Source organism: Dactylosporangium maewongense, from assembly GCF_039531485.1.
GTDB classification, from domain to species: Bacteria; Actinomycetota; Actinomycetes; order Mycobacteriales; family Micromonosporaceae; genus Dactylosporangium; species Dactylosporangium maewongense.
Genome location: NZ_BAAAQD010000001.1, coordinates 1174560 through 1193882, shown reverse-complemented (window position 1 = coordinate 1193882; position 19323 = coordinate 1174560). Strand labels below are relative to the sequence as shown.

Annotated in this window: 12 protein-coding genes and 1 tRNA gene; 5 read left to right on the top strand and 8 right to left on the bottom strand. The window is 72.2% G+C overall.

Annotation, left to right across the window (positions count from 1 at the left end):
* Positions 1 to 33: 33 nt before the first annotated feature.
* Positions 34 to 687, bottom strand: coding sequence for a DUF2306 domain-containing protein (locus ABD332_RS05400; protein WP_344500097.1), 654 nt, complete (start codon positions 685 to 687; stop codon positions 34 to 36).
* A gap of 138 nt (positions 688 to 825) precedes the next feature.
* Complete coding sequence (locus tag ABD332_RS05395) at positions 826 to 1377, bottom strand: TetR/AcrR family transcriptional regulator (RefSeq protein WP_344500095.1); 552 nt, start codon at positions 1375 to 1377, stop codon at positions 826 to 828.
* Between the two features lie 133 nt (positions 1378 to 1510).
* Between ABD332_RS05395 and ABD332_RS05390 the strand changes: the two genes are divergently transcribed.
* The gene (locus ABD332_RS05390; RefSeq protein WP_344500093.1) at positions 1511 to 1951 is read left to right on the top strand and encodes a Rossmann-fold NAD(P)-binding domain-containing protein; all 441 of its coding nucleotides are present in this window, start codon (positions 1511 to 1513) and stop codon (positions 1949 to 1951) included.
* Between the two features lie 100 nt (positions 1952 to 2051).
* On the top strand, positions 2052 to 2795 hold the full coding sequence (locus ABD332_RS05385; RefSeq protein ID WP_344500091.1) for an SGNH/GDSL hydrolase family protein: 744 nt from the start codon (positions 2052 to 2054) through the stop codon (positions 2793 to 2795).
* Between the two features lie 15 nt (positions 2796 to 2810).
* Here ABD332_RS05385 and ABD332_RS05380 read toward each other — a convergent pair whose 3' ends face one another.
* The 6 genes from ABD332_RS05380 to ABD332_RS05355 form a co-directional block, all read right to left on the bottom strand.
* The gene (locus ABD332_RS05380; RefSeq protein WP_344500089.1) at positions 2811 to 3464 is read right to left on the bottom strand and encodes a response regulator; all 654 of its coding nucleotides are present in this window, start codon (positions 3462 to 3464) and stop codon (positions 2811 to 2813) included.
* Positions 3461 to 4594: a sensor histidine kinase gene (locus tag ABD332_RS05375; RefSeq protein WP_344500087.1), complete on the bottom strand. Its 1134-nt coding sequence runs from the start codon at positions 4592 to 4594 to the stop codon at positions 3461 to 3463. The genes ABD332_RS05380 and ABD332_RS05375 overlap by 4 nt, the downstream gene beginning before the upstream one ends.
* Entirely contained in the window at positions 4591 to 5394 is an 804-nt protein-coding gene (locus ABD332_RS05370) for a CPBP family intramembrane glutamic endopeptidase (RefSeq protein WP_344500085.1), read from the bottom strand. The genes ABD332_RS05375 and ABD332_RS05370 overlap by 4 nt, the downstream gene beginning before the upstream one ends.
* Positions 5395 to 5590: 196 nt before the next feature.
* Entirely contained in the window at positions 5591 to 7750 is a 2160-nt protein-coding gene (locus tag ABD332_RS05365) for a TerD family protein (RefSeq protein ID WP_344500083.1), read from the bottom strand.
* A gap of 42 nt (positions 7751 to 7792) precedes the next feature.
* Positions 7793 to 7920 (bottom strand) — tRNA-OTHER (locus ABD332_RS05360).
* Positions 7921 to 8125: 205 nt separating this feature from the next.
* A complete protein-coding gene (locus tag ABD332_RS05355) occupies positions 8126 to 8827 on the bottom strand; it encodes a MerR family transcriptional regulator (protein WP_344500081.1) in 702 nt (233 codons plus the stop codon).
* Between the two features lie 156 nt (positions 8828 to 8983).
* On the opposite strand from ABD332_RS05355, the gene ABD332_RS05350 reads away from it, so the two are divergent.
* The 3 genes from ABD332_RS05350 (at position 8984) to ABD332_RS05340 (ending at position 19279) form a co-directional block, all read left to right on the top strand.
* Positions 8984 to 12433, top strand: coding sequence for a LamG-like jellyroll fold domain-containing protein (locus tag ABD332_RS05350; RefSeq protein ID WP_344500079.1), 3450 nt, complete (start codon positions 8984 to 8986; stop codon positions 12431 to 12433).
* An 82-nt stretch (positions 12434 to 12515) separates the two neighbouring features.
* Positions 12516 to 18722: an RHS repeat domain-containing protein gene (locus ABD332_RS05345; RefSeq protein WP_344500077.1), complete on the top strand. Its 6207-nt coding sequence runs from the start codon at positions 12516 to 12518 to the stop codon at positions 18720 to 18722.
* Entirely contained in the window at positions 18722 to 19279 is a 558-nt protein-coding gene (locus ABD332_RS05340) for a hypothetical protein (RefSeq protein WP_344500075.1), read from the top strand. The genes ABD332_RS05345 and ABD332_RS05340 overlap by 1 nt, the downstream gene beginning before the upstream one ends.
* Positions 19280 to 19323 lie beyond the last annotated feature (44 nt).

Here is a 19323-nt window from a genome sequence, read left to right as displayed (position 1 = left end):
CCGTCAATTGCCAGCTCAACGCCAACGGTGGAGTCAGGCCACCGCTCGATCGGGCCGGCCGGTTGCTGCGGTCTGGCGTCGTTGTTGGCGGCGAGCCAGCGGGGTGAGCATTCGTTGGATGATGAAGTATTCCGGGATCACCGCACAGATCACGATGGAGGCCCACACGCTGGACGTGTAGATGTCGGCGAAGGTGATCCAGGGGTACGGCTCCTGCAGTGCGAGCCCAAGGCCGAGGAAGGCGCGCAGGACGACCGCTGCGAAGGTGAGCGAGTAGTTGCGGATCATCCAGATGCGGTGAAGCTGCACTTCGCCTCGGCGGATCGTGCGGTAGCCCCGAGCGAGGGTGTAGACCCACGCGGCGATGAGCAGCGCGAACCCGACCTGCACCGGCACGCCGTCCAAGGTGAAGATCGTGGCGAAGGTGGCCGCGATCGTCGCCGCCACGATGCTGATCATGTAGATCCGGCCGACGATGCGATGCAGGCCCGGACGTTTGACGCGCAGCGGGGTGATGAACTGCAGCGGGCCGAGGAACAGGGCGAGGCTGGCGGGCAGGGCGTGGATCACGATGGACAGGTAGTGGGGCGCGACGTCTGGGTTGACCGGGATCCGGCTCTGCGCGGCGTCGCCGGTCAGGTATGCGGGGGCAGAGAACGCCGCGACGCCCATCGCGGAGATGGTCATCAGGAGGATGGCAATCCACCACCATCGGCGGCGGCTCGGTTGGGTTGGCGATGTAACGGTCACCGGGAACTCCAATGCTAGTGAGTGGTCACTATCAAAAGGGCAAAAAAACAGGCCGCTGGGCAGCGGCCGACTGGCTCAGCCGGAAAACAGAAAACGGGCCCCCCAGTCCTCCTCCGTGGGCTCACTGTCGAGCTTCATGACGGCGCCCACCATGAAGATGAGGCCCTCCGCGAAGAACCGGTGTGCCTGCCCGGCGTCGACGCCGGGCATCCGCTCGACCCGCTCGAAGATCGCCCGGGTCGCCCGCTGCATGACCGCGCGGATGTCCGGGTCGTGACAGGCGGCGTAACCCTGCAGATACATCGACATCAGATCGTGGTCGGCGATCAGTTCGCCCCAGGCGGCCTCCATCGCGGGCAGCGGTGCCTCGGCAGCGGTGCCGCGCTGGATCATCTCGCGTTCGATCGTCGCGAATACCTGCTGCAGCGCCGCGATGAACAGCTCCTTCTTGGTGGAGAACAGCCGGAAGAGGTTGGGGTGCGACAGGCCGGCCTCGGCGGCGATCGTCGTGGTGGAACCGCCGTGCAGACCCTTTTGGCTGAACTCGCGAAGCGCCGCGGCGAGCACATCCTCCCGCCGCTGCTGAGCCGCGACACGAGGACGCCTCCTGGATGCTGATTCCGACATGTTGATAGTGTGCACTCACTATCTAGCGCCGTCAACTCTGGTCCCGGCCGTCGCTTCCCCGCCGCCGGTCTGACGCTCGTCGCACCGTCGCGGCGCGGCCAGGTCGCGGACCGCACCGCTGACCGCGCCGGAGATGCTCGACTTCGAGGCCGTGGCCGACGTCCTCAGCGACCTCACCGGACGCGCCGTCGCCCGGGTCGTCGTGGACGACGAGGAGTGGAAGGCGACGGCAATCGACCGCGGCATGCCGCCGCAGGCCGCCGACTTCACCCTGGACATGTTCCGCGCCGCCCGCCGGGGCGAGTTCGCCGTCACCGATCCCACCCTGGAGACCGTCATCGGCCGCCCCGCCGTCCCGGCCCGCACCGTCCTCGAGACGATGGCCGCCGCGGTCCGGCGAGCCGGTCCATCGGCGGCGCGACCGGCTCGGCACAGCGGGAGACCGGCGCGTTCGCGGCCGCGTCCGGTCTCCCGCCCCGCGGGACGCCGAGCCCTACCAGCCGACCGCGATGAGCATGTACTGCGGGTTGTTCAGGGCGATGAAGCTCGACTGGTCTGCGGGTCTGGCCGTTGAACGTCCATTACCCATCCGACATCGTCAATACATATTGGTAAGAGTCCGGTACGGACGACCCTGATCGGGCCGCGATGATCGACTCGGTATCGTCGGGGTCATGCGGTACGTGGCGATCGGTGACAGCTTCAGCGAGGGTATGGGTGACGAGCGGGCGGACGGCATCCCGCGCGGGTGGGCCGATCTGGTCGCGGCCGCGCTCGGCGCCGCCGACCCGCAGTGGCGCTACGCCAACCTGGCGATCCGGGGCCGGCTGCTCGAACCGATCGTGACCACCCAGCTGGACGCCGCCCTCGCCATGTCGCCGCTGCCGACGCTGATCTCGCTCAACGGCGGCGGGAACGACATGATGCGCCGCGGCGCCGACCTCGCGCACCTCGTGCGGCTCATCGAGGGGGCGGTCGAGCGCTGCGAGGCGGCCGGGGTCCGTCTCATGGTCCTCAGCGGCGCCGACCCGTCGGACCACCTGCCGCTCGGTCGGGTGCTGCGCCGCCGCGCCGAGCAGCTCACCGAGGCGGTGCGGGAGCTGACCGCCCGCCACGGCGTGCTGTTCGTCGACTGCTTCGGCGACGCCGAGCTGCGCCGCGCCGGGTACTGGTCGGCCGACCGGCTGCACCTCAACGCCGCCGGCCACCGGCGGGTCGCGGGGCTCGTCCTGGCCGCCCTCGGCGTCCCCGGCGCCGAGCACCGGCTCGACGACACCGCGGCGGCGGCGCGCGGGCTGGCCGTCCAGGCCCGGTACTACCGCCAGCACGTCCTGCCGTGGGTGCTGCGCCGGGTCCGCGGCCGCTCGTCCGGCGACGGGCGCGTGGCGAAGTACCCGGCGTGGACCAGCGTCTCCTGAGCCGGCGGGCCGGGCTCAGGTCACCAGGCCGCGCCGGTACGCGTAGATGACTGCCTGCACCCGGTCGCGCAGGTCCAGCTTGGTGAGCAGCCGCGACACGTACGTCTTCACGGTCTCGGGGCTGATGACCAGCGCGGCGGCGATCTCGGCGTTGGTCAGCCCTTCGGCGATGAGCCGGAGCACCTCCAGCTCGCGCGGGGTGAGCGGCGCGCCGGCCGGGCCGTCGGCGGCGGGCCGGATACGCGCGGCGTAGCGCCCGACGAGCTGCCGGGTCACCTCCGGGTCCAGCAGCGCGGCGCCGGCCGCCACGGTGCGGACGCCGTGCAGCAGCTGGGTGGTCGGCGCGTCCTTGAGCAGGAAGCCGCTCGCCCCGGCCCGGAGTGCCTCGTAGACGTACTCGTCGAGGTTGAACGTCGTCACCACCAGCACCTTCACGGGCTCGGCCACGCCGGCGCCGGCCAGCCGCCGGGTCGCCTCGATCCCGTCGAGGACCGGCATGCGCACGTCCATCACCACGACGTCCGGCCGTAGGCGCTCCGCCAGGCCGACCGCCGCCCGGCCGTCGCCGCACTCCCCGACCACCTCCATGTCGGGCTGCGCGCCGATGATGGTGACGAATCCCGTCCGTACGAGGGCCTGGTCGTCGGCGACCAGCACGCGGATCGTCACAGCGGGATCCGGGCGGTCGTGGTGAAGCCGCCGTCGGGCCGCGGCGCCGCGGTGAACGTGCCGCCGAGGGCCCGGACGCGCTCGGCGAGGCCGCTCAGGCCGCGGCCGCCGTCGGTGGAGACCTCGACCGTGAGCTCGTCCGGGCCGTGATGGAGGTGCACGACGGTACGACGGCCGTGGGCGTGCTTGAGCGCGTTGGTCAGTGACTCCTGGACCACGCGGTGGGCGACGGCCTCGGGGTCGCCGGGCGTCTCCCGGGGCGTGCCGGACTCCGTGACCTCGACCGGCTGGCCGGCGCCGCGGGCCTGATCGACCGGTGCGCGGAGGTCGGCCTGCCCGCCGTGGCCGGGGTCCAGGACGTCCAGGAGCCGGCGCAGGTCGGAGATGGCGCGGCGGCCCGTGCCGGCGACGGCGGTCAGCGACTCGTCCAGGCGGTCGGGCGCGGCGGTCAGGTACCGGGCCGCCTCGGCCTGCACGACCATCGCCGTCACGTGGTGGGTGACGACGTCGTGCAGGTCGCGGGCGATCCTGGCCCGCTCGGCGGCGCGGGTGCTCTCCGCGACGTGCCGGCGGCGCTCGGCCTCGGCGGCGCGGGTGACGCGCAGCCACGCGCCGATCCCCCACGCGAGCGCCACGGCGAGATAGAACGTGAGGTACCCGGTGACGCCCTCCGCCGAGCCCCGCCGGTCAAGGGCCACGGCGAGCGGCACGTACGCCACCGTCACCGCCGCCGCCGTGAGCACCCGGACCCGGCGAGCGGCACCTGGGCGCCCGGCGGGGAGCGCGTCCCCGCCGAGGTGGGCGCCCGCGCTCATCAGGGCGATGGGCAGGGCGGTGCCGGCGACGAGGTGGTAGCCGAGGAGCTGGTCGGCCGCGAACCCCGCCGCGACGAGCGCCAGGCACAGCGCCGGCCGGCGCCGCCGGAGCACCAGCGGCAGGCACTCGAGCGCGGCGACCGCGACGGCCCACCCGTCGAACGGGCGGGACGGCAGGTCCTCGGCGAGGCGCGTGCCGTAGCCGTGCAGCGCCGGCACGAGCGAGGCGGCGGCGAGCAGCAGCGCGAGCGGCAGGTCCCGGGCCGTGACGTCGAGACCCGCCCACCGCTCCCGGAGCCGCTGGGCGTCGATCACCGGCTGAGCGTAGCGGCCGGGCGGCGGCTCCGGCGGGGCAGCACGCGGCCCCGGCGCCGGGCGAGGGCCATGAAGGCCACGGTGGCCATCACGCCGCCGACGACCGACGCCAGGCTCGCCTCGGGGCCGAACGTGCCGCCGGACAGCAGCACCGGCCCGGACAGCGCGCCGTCGAGCAGCCCCTGCGCCGTGTCGTTGCCGGAGACGTCGGTGCCGAAGACGCCCGCCTCCGCGAAGTTCCAGGCCCAGTGCAGGCCGATCGGCAGCCACAGGGTGCGGGTCGCGGCATAGGCGGCGCCGAGCATGCCGCCCGCCTCGATCGCGATGGCGACCGCGCCCCACAGGCTGGCGTGCGGGTTGAGCAGGTGCATGAGGCCGAAGAGCGCGCCGGTCAGGGCGAGGGCGGTCCAGGTGCCGGTGCGGGCCTCGACGACGCGGAACAGCACACCCCGGAAGATGAGCTCCTCGGTGACTGCGGCCGCGAGCATCAGGCCGAGCAGTGCGGCGGCGCCGGACAGCGAGCCCCAGCCTTCGACGCGATAGCCGCCGAGGAGCGCGATCACGGCGATGACCGCGGTGAACAGGGCCGCGCCCAGGACCGCGCCGCGGCCGAACGCGACGGCCGCGCCCTCGCGGGGCAGGTCGGGCGACGGGCGGCGGCCGATCCGGACGTACACGACGAGGGCCAGGACCGCGGTGGCGGTGCCGGCGAGGAGAGTGAGCCACGGATTGCCGCCCGCGACGAGACTGCCGAGGAACGAGACCGCGAAGACCGCGGCGAGCTGCAGGAACGATCGCATGCAGTGAACGGTATGGATTCGCGCGCGGCAGCACGTCACCGCGCGGTGGACACCTGACCGTAGCTCGCTCGGGGGACACGCGTGGGCGGCCGAGGGAAGCGTGGACGCTGAAATACCTGATCCTCCGCCTGCGCGGAGGTTCCCGAGTCGAACGGAAACAGCAGGAAGCGCCCACATGGCCTCGGCCGCCGCCGCATTACGCGGGGATCAGCTCGTGGAGCCGGTTCAGGGTATAGGTCTCCGAGCCGGCGGGCAGGCCCTCCGGTGCGTCGATGCCGATGAACGTGACGGGTTCGTCGGGGAGGCTGCCGTCCCAGATGGTCACGTCGGCGCCGGCGCGCCACAGGTCCACGAGGTACGACACGGTGAGGTACCGGCGCTCCATCAGTGCCCGCACCCGGTCGGCCGTGGTGAACGTCTGCTCCTCGACCCGGTTGAACGACGGGCGGCCCTCCAGGTACAGGTGCAGCCACACCGCCTCCCAGCCGCGCTCGCCGCGGGCGAACACCATCGGCAGGGCGATGCGGCCCTTGCCGCGCAGGTCCGAACGGGCCCGCACGGTCCGGGCGTCGAACGGGGCGCCGCGCTGGTCCAGGGCGCGGGTCTGGTAGCCGAACATCGACTCGGCGACCTGCTGGAACGACTCGCCCGAGTAGATGTGCACCTGCGGCACGACGTGCGGCGCGCCGATCGTCAGCGGCACGTCGATGAACTCGGTCGCGCCGTCCGGTGCCTCGGTGATGTCACCGGAGTGCACCACCCCCTCGTGGTGGTAGTTCGTCCACGACACCTGGCCGACGCTGTGGTACTCGTCGTCGAGCAGCAGCACCGACAGGTCGAAGTCCGTGCGGAGGCTGGTCTGGCGCCAGTAGGTGAAGAAGCGCAGCAGCTCCCCCGCGACCGGCGCCCGCGAGCCGCGCGGCAGCACGCCGAAGCCGCCCTCCGCCGACTTGCCCGACAGCGGCAGCGCGACGTCGAGCACGTCCGGGTCGACCAGCAGCGGCCGCTGCGGCCGCGGCAGCCGCGCCGCGATCCGCGCGTCGAGCAGCGCCGACAGCTCGGCGACCAGCCCCGCAGGCAGCGGCGGCCGCTCGTCCGGCCCGATCCACGCGCGGCGCGACCGGTTCACGTACATGCGCGCCGACACGGGCGCCAGCCGGTTGCCGACATGCTCCCGCAGCGAGCACAGCACCCGCCCCGACGCCGAGCCGAGCGCACCCCTGACCGCGTCGACCACGACGCCCTGCTCCGCCGGCGAGGCGAGCCGCAGCAGCCGGTCCGCGGAGCGCAGCAGCAGGCCCGGCGCCGCCGACAGCACCGACGCCGCCGCGCCGGCGCCACCCGCACCGATCGCCTCCTCCGCACGGGCCGCCAGGTTGCGCACCCGCCGCTCGCCACGCGCGACCGCGAACACCGCCTGCGCGTGCGGCCACTGCTCGTGCTCGTGCGGGTGCAGCCGCTCGCCGAGCCGCTTCCACGGCTCGGCGTGCCGGGCGACGTCGCCGAGCCGGTCCTGGTGGGCGGCGACGACCCGGTCCAGCGCGGCCAGCAGGATGCGCCGCTCCGGGCGCCGGAAGGACCGGAACCGGGTGGGTGCCGCCAGCGAGACGTCCCCGCCGGAGACCTGGCAGGCGAGGCGCAGCACGTCGGTCGTGGTGTCCACGGCGACCAGCGTCCGGCCGAGCACCAGCCTGACCCCGTTGAGCACCGCCCGGTGCTCCCGCACCGGGATCACGTCCGGCTGCGTGCCGTCCATGCACGCGACCGCGAGCTCGCCGAGGAGCGCGAGGTCCGCCTCCCCGAGCGGCGTCGTGCTGCCGGCCAGGGCCAGGTACAGCCGCTCCGCCTCCACGTCGGCGGTGTCGCCGAGGTGCAGCAGCGTCAGCCGGTCACCGGCCGAGGCGATCAGCTCGTCGTGGGCGGCCAGCAGTTCCGCGTAGGTGTGCTGGTACGTGCCGTAACCCGGCAGGTCGAGCAGGTTCACCGCACCGGAGCGCACCGCGTCGCGCAGCACCGCGTCGGAGGCCGTCCCGCCGCCGGCGAGCACCGCCGCGCGCAGTCGCTGCGTCCAGAACTCGACGGTGTCCGGCACGTCGTGCGGGAAGCCGATGAAGTACGCGTTGTGCTGGACGTGGTCGCCGACCAGCTCCCGTACCGCGGAGACCACCGTCGCGGCGAGGTCCATCGCCGGCCCGGGGGCGAGGCCACCGACGTGCTCCAGCAGCGCCCGCGACGCGGAGAACCCGGCGTCGAGCAGCGCCGCGTCCAGCTGCCGGGCCACCGCGGCACCGTCACCGGCCGCACCGGTGCTCGCCGGCACGCGCAGCGTCCTGGAGATGAGCAGCTTCTCGAGCATGCGGCCCCCATTCGGTCAACAGCCGGCCGGGGCCGGCACGGGTGGGCCGCCGGGGACTCGAACCCCGAACCCTTCGATCCAACAAGGAGAAGGAAGCGCCTCCATGTCCGCTAAGGCGGGAAGCGGACGCGCTACTCAGTCGAATGCTCTACCAGTTGAGCTAGCGACCCGTGCGTCGATCATCGCACCGGCCCGATCGGCGCGGCCATCGATTATCGCGCTCCTCGGCCCGGCCGCTGTATGCGGAAGTGCGGCCGCTGTATGCGGGACGTGCTGCCGCTGTACGTCGCCCTTGCATGATGGGCGGGTCTTCATCGACAGGAGGTACGTGCATGCCGACCGCTGGAAGGCGGTGCCGCGCCGGCCGCTGGACGGTCAGCTCGGCGGCGTCTCGCCGGGGTGCCGGCCTGAGGCCGCGGCCGCGTCCCGCAGCGCCTGGGCGAGGAGCTCCTGCACGGCGGAGGCGGCCATGCGGTGGAAGCGGCGCTCGACGGCCGGGAGGTCGTCGTGCGAACCCTCCGCGACGAACTCCTCGAAGAACACGTTGAAGCGCTGGGCGATCCGGCGCACGTCCGCGGCGAGTTCCTCGAACTCGGTCATGGCGCGCGCCGGGGGGATGCGATGGGCCGCGAGCTCCCGGCCGATCTCCACGAAGGCCTTGCTCGGCGCCTTCACCATGCCTCGTTCGGGGTCGAACGACAGCAGGCCCAGGCCGATCGCGCGTCGGACCACGTCGGGGTCGACGTGGCCGTCGGGGAACAGTGCGGCGAAGTCCGCCGGGCTCATCTCGGTGGACTCACCGAATGCGGCCAGGTCCTGCTCCTCGCCCACCAGGGCGGCGATGCTCGCACCGCGGGACCAGTTCTCCAGCAGATCCTTGATCGCGGCGAGTGAGAAGCCGCGCTCCTGCAACCGGCCGATGACGCGGAGCCGGGCGAGATGAGCCGAGTTGTAGTAGCCGATCCGCCCGCGGATCTCCGGCCCGGGAAGCAGCCCCTTCGACTGGTACATGCGCACGGTCGATGTCCGACTGCCCACCCGTTGAGCCAGCTCATCAATCGTGAGTTCGTCGCTCACGGTAACAGCATACCGACACCTGAAGGACACCCTTCAGACGTTGAACCTCATCGCTTCATCTAGCACTTGACGAGTGTCCACTCTTCTAGTGTTTACTAGCACGGTTCGAAGCTTGTCGCTGCCGAACGTGTGCTGAGCCAACGGGGGAGGATCAGGATGACGGCGAAACGCGCCCTTTTACGGTTCCTGGCGGTGGTACTGGTCGGCGGCGCAGCGCCGCTCGCCGCGACGGCGGCGGCCGCGACGGCGGCGCCGCCGAAGTGCGGGGCCGCCGAGCAGAGCATGGCGGCGGCCGCGGCGGCGGCGCGTGCCTGCGGCAGGCGGGTCGAGACGACGGCGGCGCGGTCCGCGACCACCCAGACGTTCGCGAACGCCGATGGCAGCACCACCGTCGAGCGGTCGGCCGAGCCCCGGTTCGGGCGGCGGGCCGACGGCGCCTGGGTCGACCTCGACCTGCGGCTCAAGCCGGGCTCTGACGGCGCTGTGCGGCCCGCGGCCTCGGCGCTGCCGGTCACCATCTCCGGTGGTGGGGCCACCCCGCTGGCGAAGGTGGCCGACGGTGCCCGCGAGCTCGCCGTGACGTGGCCCGGCATCCTGCCGGCGCCGCGGCTGGAGGGCGACACCGCGGTCTACCCGGAGGTGCTGCCCGGCGTCGACCTGCGGGTGAGCGCCGCGGCACTCGGGTTCTCCGAGGTGCTCGTCATCAAGGACCGGGTGGCCGCGGCGAACCCGGCACTGCGGCAGATCCGGTTCGGGCTGATGGCCAAGGGCGTCACGGCCAAGGCCAACGGCGCGGGCGGTATCGAGGCTCGCGACCCGGCAGGTGCGCTGGTCTTCAGCTCCCCCGCGCCGCTGATGTGGGACTCGACCAACAGCACCACGGCCGATCGGGGCAGCGGGACCGGCGGGCGGCGGCAGGCGGTGATGGCCGTGCAGGTCACCGGCGACCAGCTGACCGTCGTGCCGGACCAGAAGCTGCTCAACGACCCGGCCGTGACGTTCCCGCTGTTCGTGGACCCGTCATGGACCGGGCACGTCGCCGGCAGCGCATGGACCAGCGTCTGGTCGCGCAGCGACACCGCGGGCAGCTCGTTCTGGCAGAACGGCACGGCGCTGAACGACGCGGCGGCCAAGGGCGGCGCCGGTTCGGGCCGCACCGAGGACTGCTCCGGCTGCGGCCAGTACGTCATCCGGTCCATCTTCCGAATGGAGATCAACGGCGTCGCCGGCAAGCAGATCAAGGCCGCCACGTTCCGGGTCCAGCAGCGCTGGGCGTGGACCTGCAACCCGTCGTCCAACGCGCGGCTGTGGATCACCGACGGGATCTCCCCGTCGACGACGTGGAACAACCAGCCGACCTGGCACGGTGACTGGACCGCCGACGCGACCGCCAACCACCGCGAGGGCGGCGGCGCGGGATGCAACGGCACCGGGGACATCGAGTTCGACGCGACCGCGATGGTCCAGCACGCGGTCGCCGACGGATGGCCGGACCTCACGCTCGGCCTGCGGGCGATCGACGAGGGCACGACGAACCACTGGAAGCGGTTCAACGCCGGCAGTCCGGTGCTCGCGATCGACTACAACACCCCACCGAACACGCCGGATGTGCTGACCGTCGACGGCAAGCCGTGCGCGACCGGCGCCGGCGCACCGTACGTCGCGACGGCCACCCCGACGCTGCGGGCCCGGGCCACGGACGTGGACAACGACGACCTCAAGGTCTCGTTCAGCCTCGCCCGGGCGCAGATCCGAAGCGGCATCACGTTCTGGACCGCGATCACCCCCGGCGGCGAGAACACAGTCCCCAACGGCGGCACCGCCCAGTTCACCACGGGCACGCTCGGCGACGGGGGCCGCTACAGGTTCAGCGCCCAGAGCGACGACCAGCACGGCGGGGTCAGCCCGGTGACCGGCACCTGCGAATGGCTGGTGGACCTCGTCAACCCGGTGGCGCCGAGCGTCACCGCGGACATCTACCCCGCGTCCTCGACCGGTTGCCCGGCGCAGGGCTGTGGCTCCGTCGGCCAGACCGGGACGTTCACGTTCGCCAGCTCGCCGGACGTCGCGTTCTACCGGTGGGGCTTCGCCGATCCACCGACCACGGTCGCCACGCCGGCGGCGGTCGGCGGCAGCGTCTCGGTGACGTGGACCCCCACCTCGGGCGGCGCCCGGACGATGTACGTGACCGCCGTCGACCGGGCCGGACGCACCGCCACGACACTCCACCAGTTCCTGGTCTCCGGGCCGTCCCCGGCGGTGGCGCGCTGGGACCTCGAGGAGGCGGCGGGCACCACCTCGCTGAACGACGTGACCGGCCACGGGCACACGGCCACGCTCGGCGGCGGCTCGCTCGGCGCGCCGGGCCGGATCGTCGGCGGCCCGACGGCGCTCTCGCTCACCGGCGGGTCCTCGGAGTTCGCCACCGCGTCAGTACCCGAGCTGGACTCCAGCAAGAGCTTCGCCGTCGCCGCCTGGGTGCGCCCGACGCTCACCACCAGCACCCGGGCCGTCATCAGCAAGGACGGCGTGCACACCTCCGCGTTCCGGCTTTCCGGCAGCAACTCCTGCGGCTGCTGGATCCTTTCGTGGAACACCGTCGATGCCGCCAGCACCGGCGATGCCCGCGTCGTGGGCTCCCCGGTGGTGGCCAACGTCTGGGTGCACCTCGCGGGCGTGTACGACGCGGCCACCGGCCAGGCGACGCTCTATGTCGACGGTAAGCCGGTCGGCACGGCGGCGATCCCGGCGCCGACGTGGAACGCCACGGGTCCGCTCGCCATCGGTCGGGCCCGCTGGGCGGACGCCGTCGCCGACCAGTTCGCCGGCAACATCGCCGGGGTCCAGGTGTGGAACCGATCGGTGACCGCGGCCGAGGTGGCGGAGCTGGTCGACCCGCTCACGGCCGGCGTCGTCGGCGAGTGGCACATGGACGAGATCGGCCCCGGACCGGCGTACGACTCCTCCGCGATGGCGCACGACCTGAACTTCGTGAACGGCGCGTACGTGCCGGAGTCCGACGCCGGCCAGACCGGCACCGGCCTGCGTCTGAACGGCGTCACGGCACACGCCCGGACCGAAGGCCAGGTGCTGCGTACCGACCAGTCGTTCACGGTGTCGAGCTGGGTGCGCATGGGCGACGGCGACACCTCGACGCCGGGCCCGCAGTTCCCGATCGGCAACCACAACGCCGTCGGGCAGGACGGGCAGAACCTCAGCGGTTTCTGGCTGGGCCTGCGCAACTACGACGGCGTCCCCCGGTGGCGGTTCAGCATGACCGACACCGACACCGACTCCCCCACGAACCCGTGGACGGAGGCGGTGTCGGCCCCGCTGGCGACATCCTCGATCGGCGCATGGGTCCACCTCGTCGGTGTCTATGACGCACAGGCCCGGATGTTGAAGCTGTACGTCAACGGCTCCCTCGCAGCGTCGGTGACCCGCTCGACGCCCAACTGGGACGCGACGGGCCCGCTCACGATCGGCGCCGGGAAGGTCGTCCCGGCCGGCGGCGGGGCGCCCGTCCTCACCGACGGGTGGTCCGGCGACCTCGACGAGATCCGTGTCTACGCCGGCGCCGTCGCCGACGTGACCCGCATCCCCTGACCCCCCTCGAACCTCGCACCGGCCGGGCCGCACAGGCCCGGCCGGCCACCTCTCATCGGTCCTGTACGGGGAAGGATTGACCGTGAATGTCCATGACGCGTGGCCGCGGCTCACCGCACGCGCCCGAGCGGTGCCAAGACGCCCGATCCTGATCGCCGGAGCCACCGTGTTCGCCCTGGTGGCCACCTCGTTGATCGTCCTTCCGCTGGTCAAGGCGGAGCCACGGCCGACCGCGCAGCGCGAGACGACCGTCGCCGGGCAGAAGCGCACACCGGAGAAGGCCGACCCGGCTGTGACCGGCCGCCCGTTCACCGCACCCGACCCGGTGTGGCCGGCGGCGGCGACGGTCGAGGTCGACCTGCCGTCCACCGGCGCGCAGGTCGGCGGCCTGCCATTCCGGTTGGAGCGGGTGTCCGGGGCCGGCCGGATCCGGTTGCAGACCTTCGACCAGCCTGCCAGCAGGTCCGCCGGTGTCACCGGGGTCCTGCTGCGGATGGACACCACCGACGGCACACCGGCGACGGTGCGGGTCGGCCTGGACTACTCCGCCTTCCGGGGTGCCTACGGCGCCGGCTGGGCGAGCCGGCTCCGCCTGGCGCAGCTGCCGGTCTGCGCCCAGCGCTCCCCGCAGGCCCCGGAGTGCGCCGCGATGTCGGTGCCGCACGTGTACCGCAACGACATCGCGTCCCGCACGGTCACCGCGGAGGTGACCACTACTGGCGGCGGCACCCTCCTCGCGCTGAGCGCCGCGGCGTCCGGGTCGGCCGGCTCGTCGGCGGGCGACTACGCCGCGACCAGCCTGACCCCGTCGGCGACCTGGTCGGCCGGCGGCAGCGCCGGCGACCTGTCCTGGAACTACCCGATGCGGGTGCCGCCGTCCCTCGGCGGCCCGGCACCGTCGGTCGCGCTGTCCTACTCGTCGTCGGCGGTCGACGGCAAGATGGTGACGACCAACAACCAGCCCTCCGTCATCGGTGAGGGCTTCGAGTACTCGCCGGGCACGATCGAACGGCACTACCGCGCCTGCGCCGAGGACATGACGGGCAGCCCCTCCCCCAACAACGCCTCGACGAAGACCGGCGACCTGTGCTGGGCCACCGACAACGCGACGCTGTCGCTGTCGGGGCACGCGGGTGAGCTCATCAAGGAGCCCGGCGCGTCGAACCGCTGGCACCTGCGCAACGACGACGGCACCAAGGTCGAGCGGAGGCTCGGCGCCGCCAACGGCGCGAGGGACGGCGAGTACTGGGTGGTGACCACGACCGACGGCGGGCAGTACACGTTCGGGTCGAGCACCGGCGGCACGCTGACCGAGCCGGTCTACGGCAACCACCCCGGCGAGCCGTGCAACCAGGCGACGTACGCCGCCTCCGGCTGCACCCAGGCCTACCGCTGGCACCTCGAGTCGGTCGTCGACCCGCACAGGAACTCGATGACCTACTCCTATGCGAAGGAGACGGGCAAGTACGCCCGCAACGCCACCCGCACCGACCTGGTGACCTACGACCGGGGCAGCTACCTCACCACGATCGACTACGGCACCCGCACCGACGGGTCCGGCCCGGCACCGCAGCGGGTCAGCTTCGACCACGCCGACCGGTGCCTGTCCGGCTGCACCACCCACGACGCGGCGCACTGGCCGGACACCCCGTGGGACCAGCAGTGCTCGGCGTCGCCGTGCGACGTGGTCTCGCCGACGTTCTGGGTCACCAAGCGGCTCACGGGCATCGTCACCAAGGTGTGGAGCGCGAGCCTCGGCGACTACCAGCCGGTCGAGTCGTGGGGCCTCGAGCAGTCGTTCCCCGACCCGGGCGACGGGAACCTGCCGGGCCTGTGGCTGGACAAGATCAAGCACGCCGGTCTGGTGGGCGGCACCACGACGCTGCCTGACATGACCATCGTCGGCGTCCAGCTGAGCAACCGGGTCGACGCCATCGACGAGTCGGCGGCGATGAAGTGGTTCCGGATCAAGACCGTCAACTCCGAGTCCGGCGGCAAACTGACCGTCACCTACTCGGAGCCGGACTGCGTCGCGGGCAGCCGGGTGCCCAACCAGGGCGCGCTGGAGAACAACACGCTGCGCTGCTACCCGGTGAAGTGGAAGCCGAACGGGCTCAACACGGCGATCGTCGACTACTTCCACAAGTACGTCGTCACCGACGTCACCGAGACCGACCTGACCGGCGGTGCGGTGCAGACCCGCACGCACTACGACTACCTCGGCGACCCGGCCTGGCACTACACCGACGACGACGGCCTGATCACCCCCGACGACAAGACGTGGTCGGTGTGGCGCGGCTACGCCGCGGTGCGCACCGTCAAGGGCGAGCCGGGCGAGCAGACCTCGGTCGAGACCCGCTACTTCCGCGGCATGCACGGCGACCACCTGCCCAGCGGCACCCGGTCGGTCACCCTGCCGGCGATCGCGACCGGTGGGGTGCCCGCCGTCACCGACGAGGACGCCTATGCCGGCATGGTCCGGGAAACCGTCATCTCCAACGGGCCCGGCGGCGCCGAGGTGTCCGCGACGGTGAACGAGCCGTGGCAGTCGGCGGCGACCGCGACGCGGACCATCAACGGCGTCACCGTGTCGGCGCGGTTCACCGGGACCGCCGCGACCCATACCCGCACGTCCCGCGACGGCGGCCGGAGCGCCCGCACGACCACCGTGCGGAACACGATCGACGCCACGTACGGCGACGTCAGCAAGGTCGACGACAACGGCGACGACGCCGTCACCGGCGACGAACGCTGCACGCTCACCGACCACACCCGCAACACCACGAACTGGCTGCTCACACTGCCGTCGCGGCAGCGCCGGTTCGCGGTCTCGTGCGCCGCTGCCGCCGCCGGCGGGATCGGTGCGGACGACGTCATCAGCGACGATCTCACCTCCTACGACGGGCTGGCCAACGGCGCGGCGCCGACGGTGGGCGACGCGACGAAGACCGAAACCCTCGACACGTTCACCGGCGGCGTCGCCGGGCACACGGTGAGCGCGGAGACCACGTATGACGCGTACGGCCGGGTCACCCAGGTGAAGGACGTCCGCGGCGGCATCACGACGACGGCGTACTCGCCGGCCAACGGCCCGGTCACGCAGACCACGGTCACCAACCCGCTCGGCTGGCCGACCGTCACGACATTGAACCCGGCCTGGGGTGCCACGGTCGCCACGGTCGACGTCAACGGCCGCCGCACCGAACTGGACATGGACCCGCTCGGGCGGCTGGTCTCGGTGTGGCTGCCGGGGCGCGACCGCGGCCAGCCGGCCTCGAGCACGTACGCGTACCTGTACCGGACCGACGGCGCCATCACGGTGACGGCCAGGACGCTGAACCAGAACGGCGGCTACGTCACCGCCTACACGCTCTACGACGGGCTGCTCCGGCTGCGGCAGGTGCAGTCGGCCGACGCGACGGGCGGTCCGAAGGCCATCGTCACCGACACCCTGTACGACTCGGCCGGGCGGATCAGCACCGTGCGCAAGCCGTACCTGGCGTCGGTCGCGCCGAGCACCGACCTGTTCAACCCGACCGGCACGATCCCGGCGCAGACCCGCACGCTCTACGACGGCGCCGGCCGTTCCGTCGCCGCGGTCTTCCAGGTGCAGGCGTCCCCGGCCAGCCCGGGCGGCACCGAGAAGTGGCGGACGACGACCAGCTACGGCGGCGACCGGGTCGACGTGGTCCCGCCCGCCGGTGGCACCAGGACGTCGACGGTCACCGACGCGGCCGGCGTGACGGTCGAGCTCCGGCAGTACCACGCCGGGGTGACCCCCGGCCCGGCGGTCCCGGCGACCGGCTACGACGCCACCGTCTACCGCCACAACCGCAAGGGGCAGGTCGACCGGGTCACCGACCCGGCCGGCAACCGCTGGGACTACACCTTCGACCTGCACAACCGGCAGCTGACGGTCACCGACCCCGACAAGGGCCTGACCACGATGGTCTACAACGCCGGCGGTCTCCTGGAGACCAGCAAGGACGCCCGCAACACCACCATCGCCTACACGTACGACATCCTCGGCCGCCGCACGAGCGTGCGGGACAACGGCGTCACCGGGCCGAAGCGCGCGGAGTGGACCTACGACAACCTGAGCAACGGCACCACCGCCCGCGGTCAGGTCGTGAAGTCCATCAGGTACGCCACCCCGACCGAGACCTACGAGGTCGAGACCCTGGGCTTCACCGCCGGCTACCAGCCGACCAGCGTCAAGTACACGATCCCGCCGACCGAGCAGAACCTGGCCGGCACCTTCTCCTACGTCTACACGTACAAGCAGGACGGCAGCACCGCCACCATGCGGATGCCCGCCCTCGGCGACCTGGCCACCGAGACGCTCACCTACGGCTACACCGACCAGGCGAAGTACAAGAGCCTCGGCACCAACCTCGGCACCAGCTACGTGACGGGCATGGACTACACCAGCTTCGGTGAGCCCGGCGCCGTGCACCTGGGCAACAACGGCGGCGCACCCGTCGACGTGGTGCGCACGTACGACCAGGACACCCGCCGGCTGGCCCAGATCTGGACCAGCAAGCAGTCGCCGGCGGCCACGGTGGCCGACGTGCGGTACGGGTACGACAACGCCGGCAACGTCACCAAGGTCGACGACATCACCGCCGGGGACCACCAGTGCTTCGAGACGGACCACCTGGGCCGGCTCGCCGAGGCGTGGACCCCCACCAGCGGCGACTGCCAGGCGGCCAGGTCCGTCGGGGCGCTCGGCGGTCCCGCGCCCTACTGGCAGTCCTTCGCCTACGACGTCGCGGGCAACCGCAGCGGCCTCGTCGAGCACCTCATCGGGCAAGGGCAGCGGACCACGACCTACGCCACCACCGCCGGCACCCACCGGCTCGCCGACGCCACGATCACCGACAACGGCGGGACCCGGAGCCAGTCCTACCAGTACGACGAGACCGGCAACACGAAGGCCCGCCCGGCGGCCACCGGTCAGCAGAACCTGACCTGGGACGCCGAGGGGATGCTGGCCTCCAGCTCCGACGCGACGGGCACCACGACGTACGTCTACGACGCCGACGGCCACCGGCTGATCCGGCGGGACCCGGCCGGCAAGACGCTCTACCTGCCGGGTCAGGAACTGCGCTTCACCAGCGCGACGGGCGCGAAGACCTGCACCCGGTACTACAGCATCGGCGACCAGTCCGTCGGCACGCGGACCGCGGCCGGCCTCACCTGGCTGATCAGCGATCAGCAGGGCACGGCGAACATCTCCGTCAACGCGGTGAGCCTGACGGTGGCGGTGCGGCGCACCGACCCGTACGGCACCGTGCGCGGCGGCACCGGCACGTGGCCGGCGAAGATGGACAAGGGTTTCGTCGGGGGGACCGTCGACAACACCGGCCTGGTCCATCTCGGCGCCCGCGAGTACGACCCGGCGATCGGGCGCTTCGTATCCGTCGACCCACTGATCGACAACACCGAACCGCAGCAGATGAACGGCTACTCGTACGGCAACGACGCGCCGCACACCAACACCGACCCGCACGGCGGACGCTCGTGCAGCGTCGAGGACGCCAGGCAGGGCTGCAAGGAGCCGGAGCACCACCTGCCGCCGATCAGCGACCAGTACGACACCGCCGGCGACGAGTACTTCGGCGACGTCAAGAATCCCGGTGACAGGCGGTACACCATCAAGACCGGCCCGAAGGCACCCGGACAGGGAATCATCATCTGCCGCTTCTTCATCCCGGAGAAGGACGCCGCCGGCGGGTACCTCCTCGGCGACGACCGCGACTTCAGCCTCAACGCCGACGTTCCCTACCGGATCACGATGGCCTGGAACACGGACACCGGTGAGATCACCTACACCGTGTGCGCCAGCACGATCCAGGAGCAGCTCAACGTCCCGTGGCCGGTCATGGACAGCAAACCGCCATTCGTCCGGATCGACGAGGTGCCGCTCATCGCCAGCAGGCAGGTGCCCGCGCTGCCGATCGAGAAGGGCGGCGCCAACGACGCCACGGTGGTGTCGGCCCGGGAGAACCATCTGGACATCCAGTACTCGGGACTCAACAGCGCGCTCCCGTGCTGCGAGGTCAACGGCGAGATCTGGATCGACGTCAACGACAAGGGTGACATCCGCGTGGACCTGACCGGGGACGACTATCCGAACTTCGAGGTCGTGCAGTACCGGCCCGGGCAGGTGCCACGGAGCCTGGGCAGGGACTCGTCGGGAGTGGCCGGCGGCGGCAACTCGATGCCGTTCACGCTTCCCCGGAGGCTCAGCTGGGTCAACGGCGAGTGCGTCACGAGCTTCTGCTGATGACCGACCTGTCCGGCGCGGGCGACCGGCCGTCGAGCACACGTCCGGCGGTCTGGTGGTTCGCCGTGCCGCCGGCGCTGCTCCTGGTGTTCCTGTGTGTGGCCGGCGCGCTCGCTCCCCAGGGAGGGATCTCGGGCGAGCGCGCCGCCCGGCCGGTCGCCGGGCCGGGCAGCTCGGTGCACTTCGAGCTGCGGCCCGGCACCACGTTCACCGTCTACCAGGACGCCCCGACGAGCCGGGCCGGCATGAACTGCTCGGTGGCGCTCGACGACGGCGACCCGTCAGGGTTGAGCACCGGCAGCGGCGGCCAGGCCGGCGGCATGTTCGGGCGCCGGCCCAGGCGGGTGTTCGTCGGGGGCACGAGCTACAACTACGCGATGCAGCTCGCGGACAACCACACCGCGGGCATCACCGTGTCGTGCAGCGGCGGCGACGTCCTGGTGGAGTCGGGCACCACGACCTCGTGGACCAGCGCCGCCGTCACGGGGGCGGCCGTCGCGACCACGGGGGCGGCGCTCGTCCTCATCGCCGCACGCCGCCGGCGACAGCTTCCGTAACCCGTCGGTCGCCGCCGCGCGAAGCGGCGGCGACCGGAACCGGG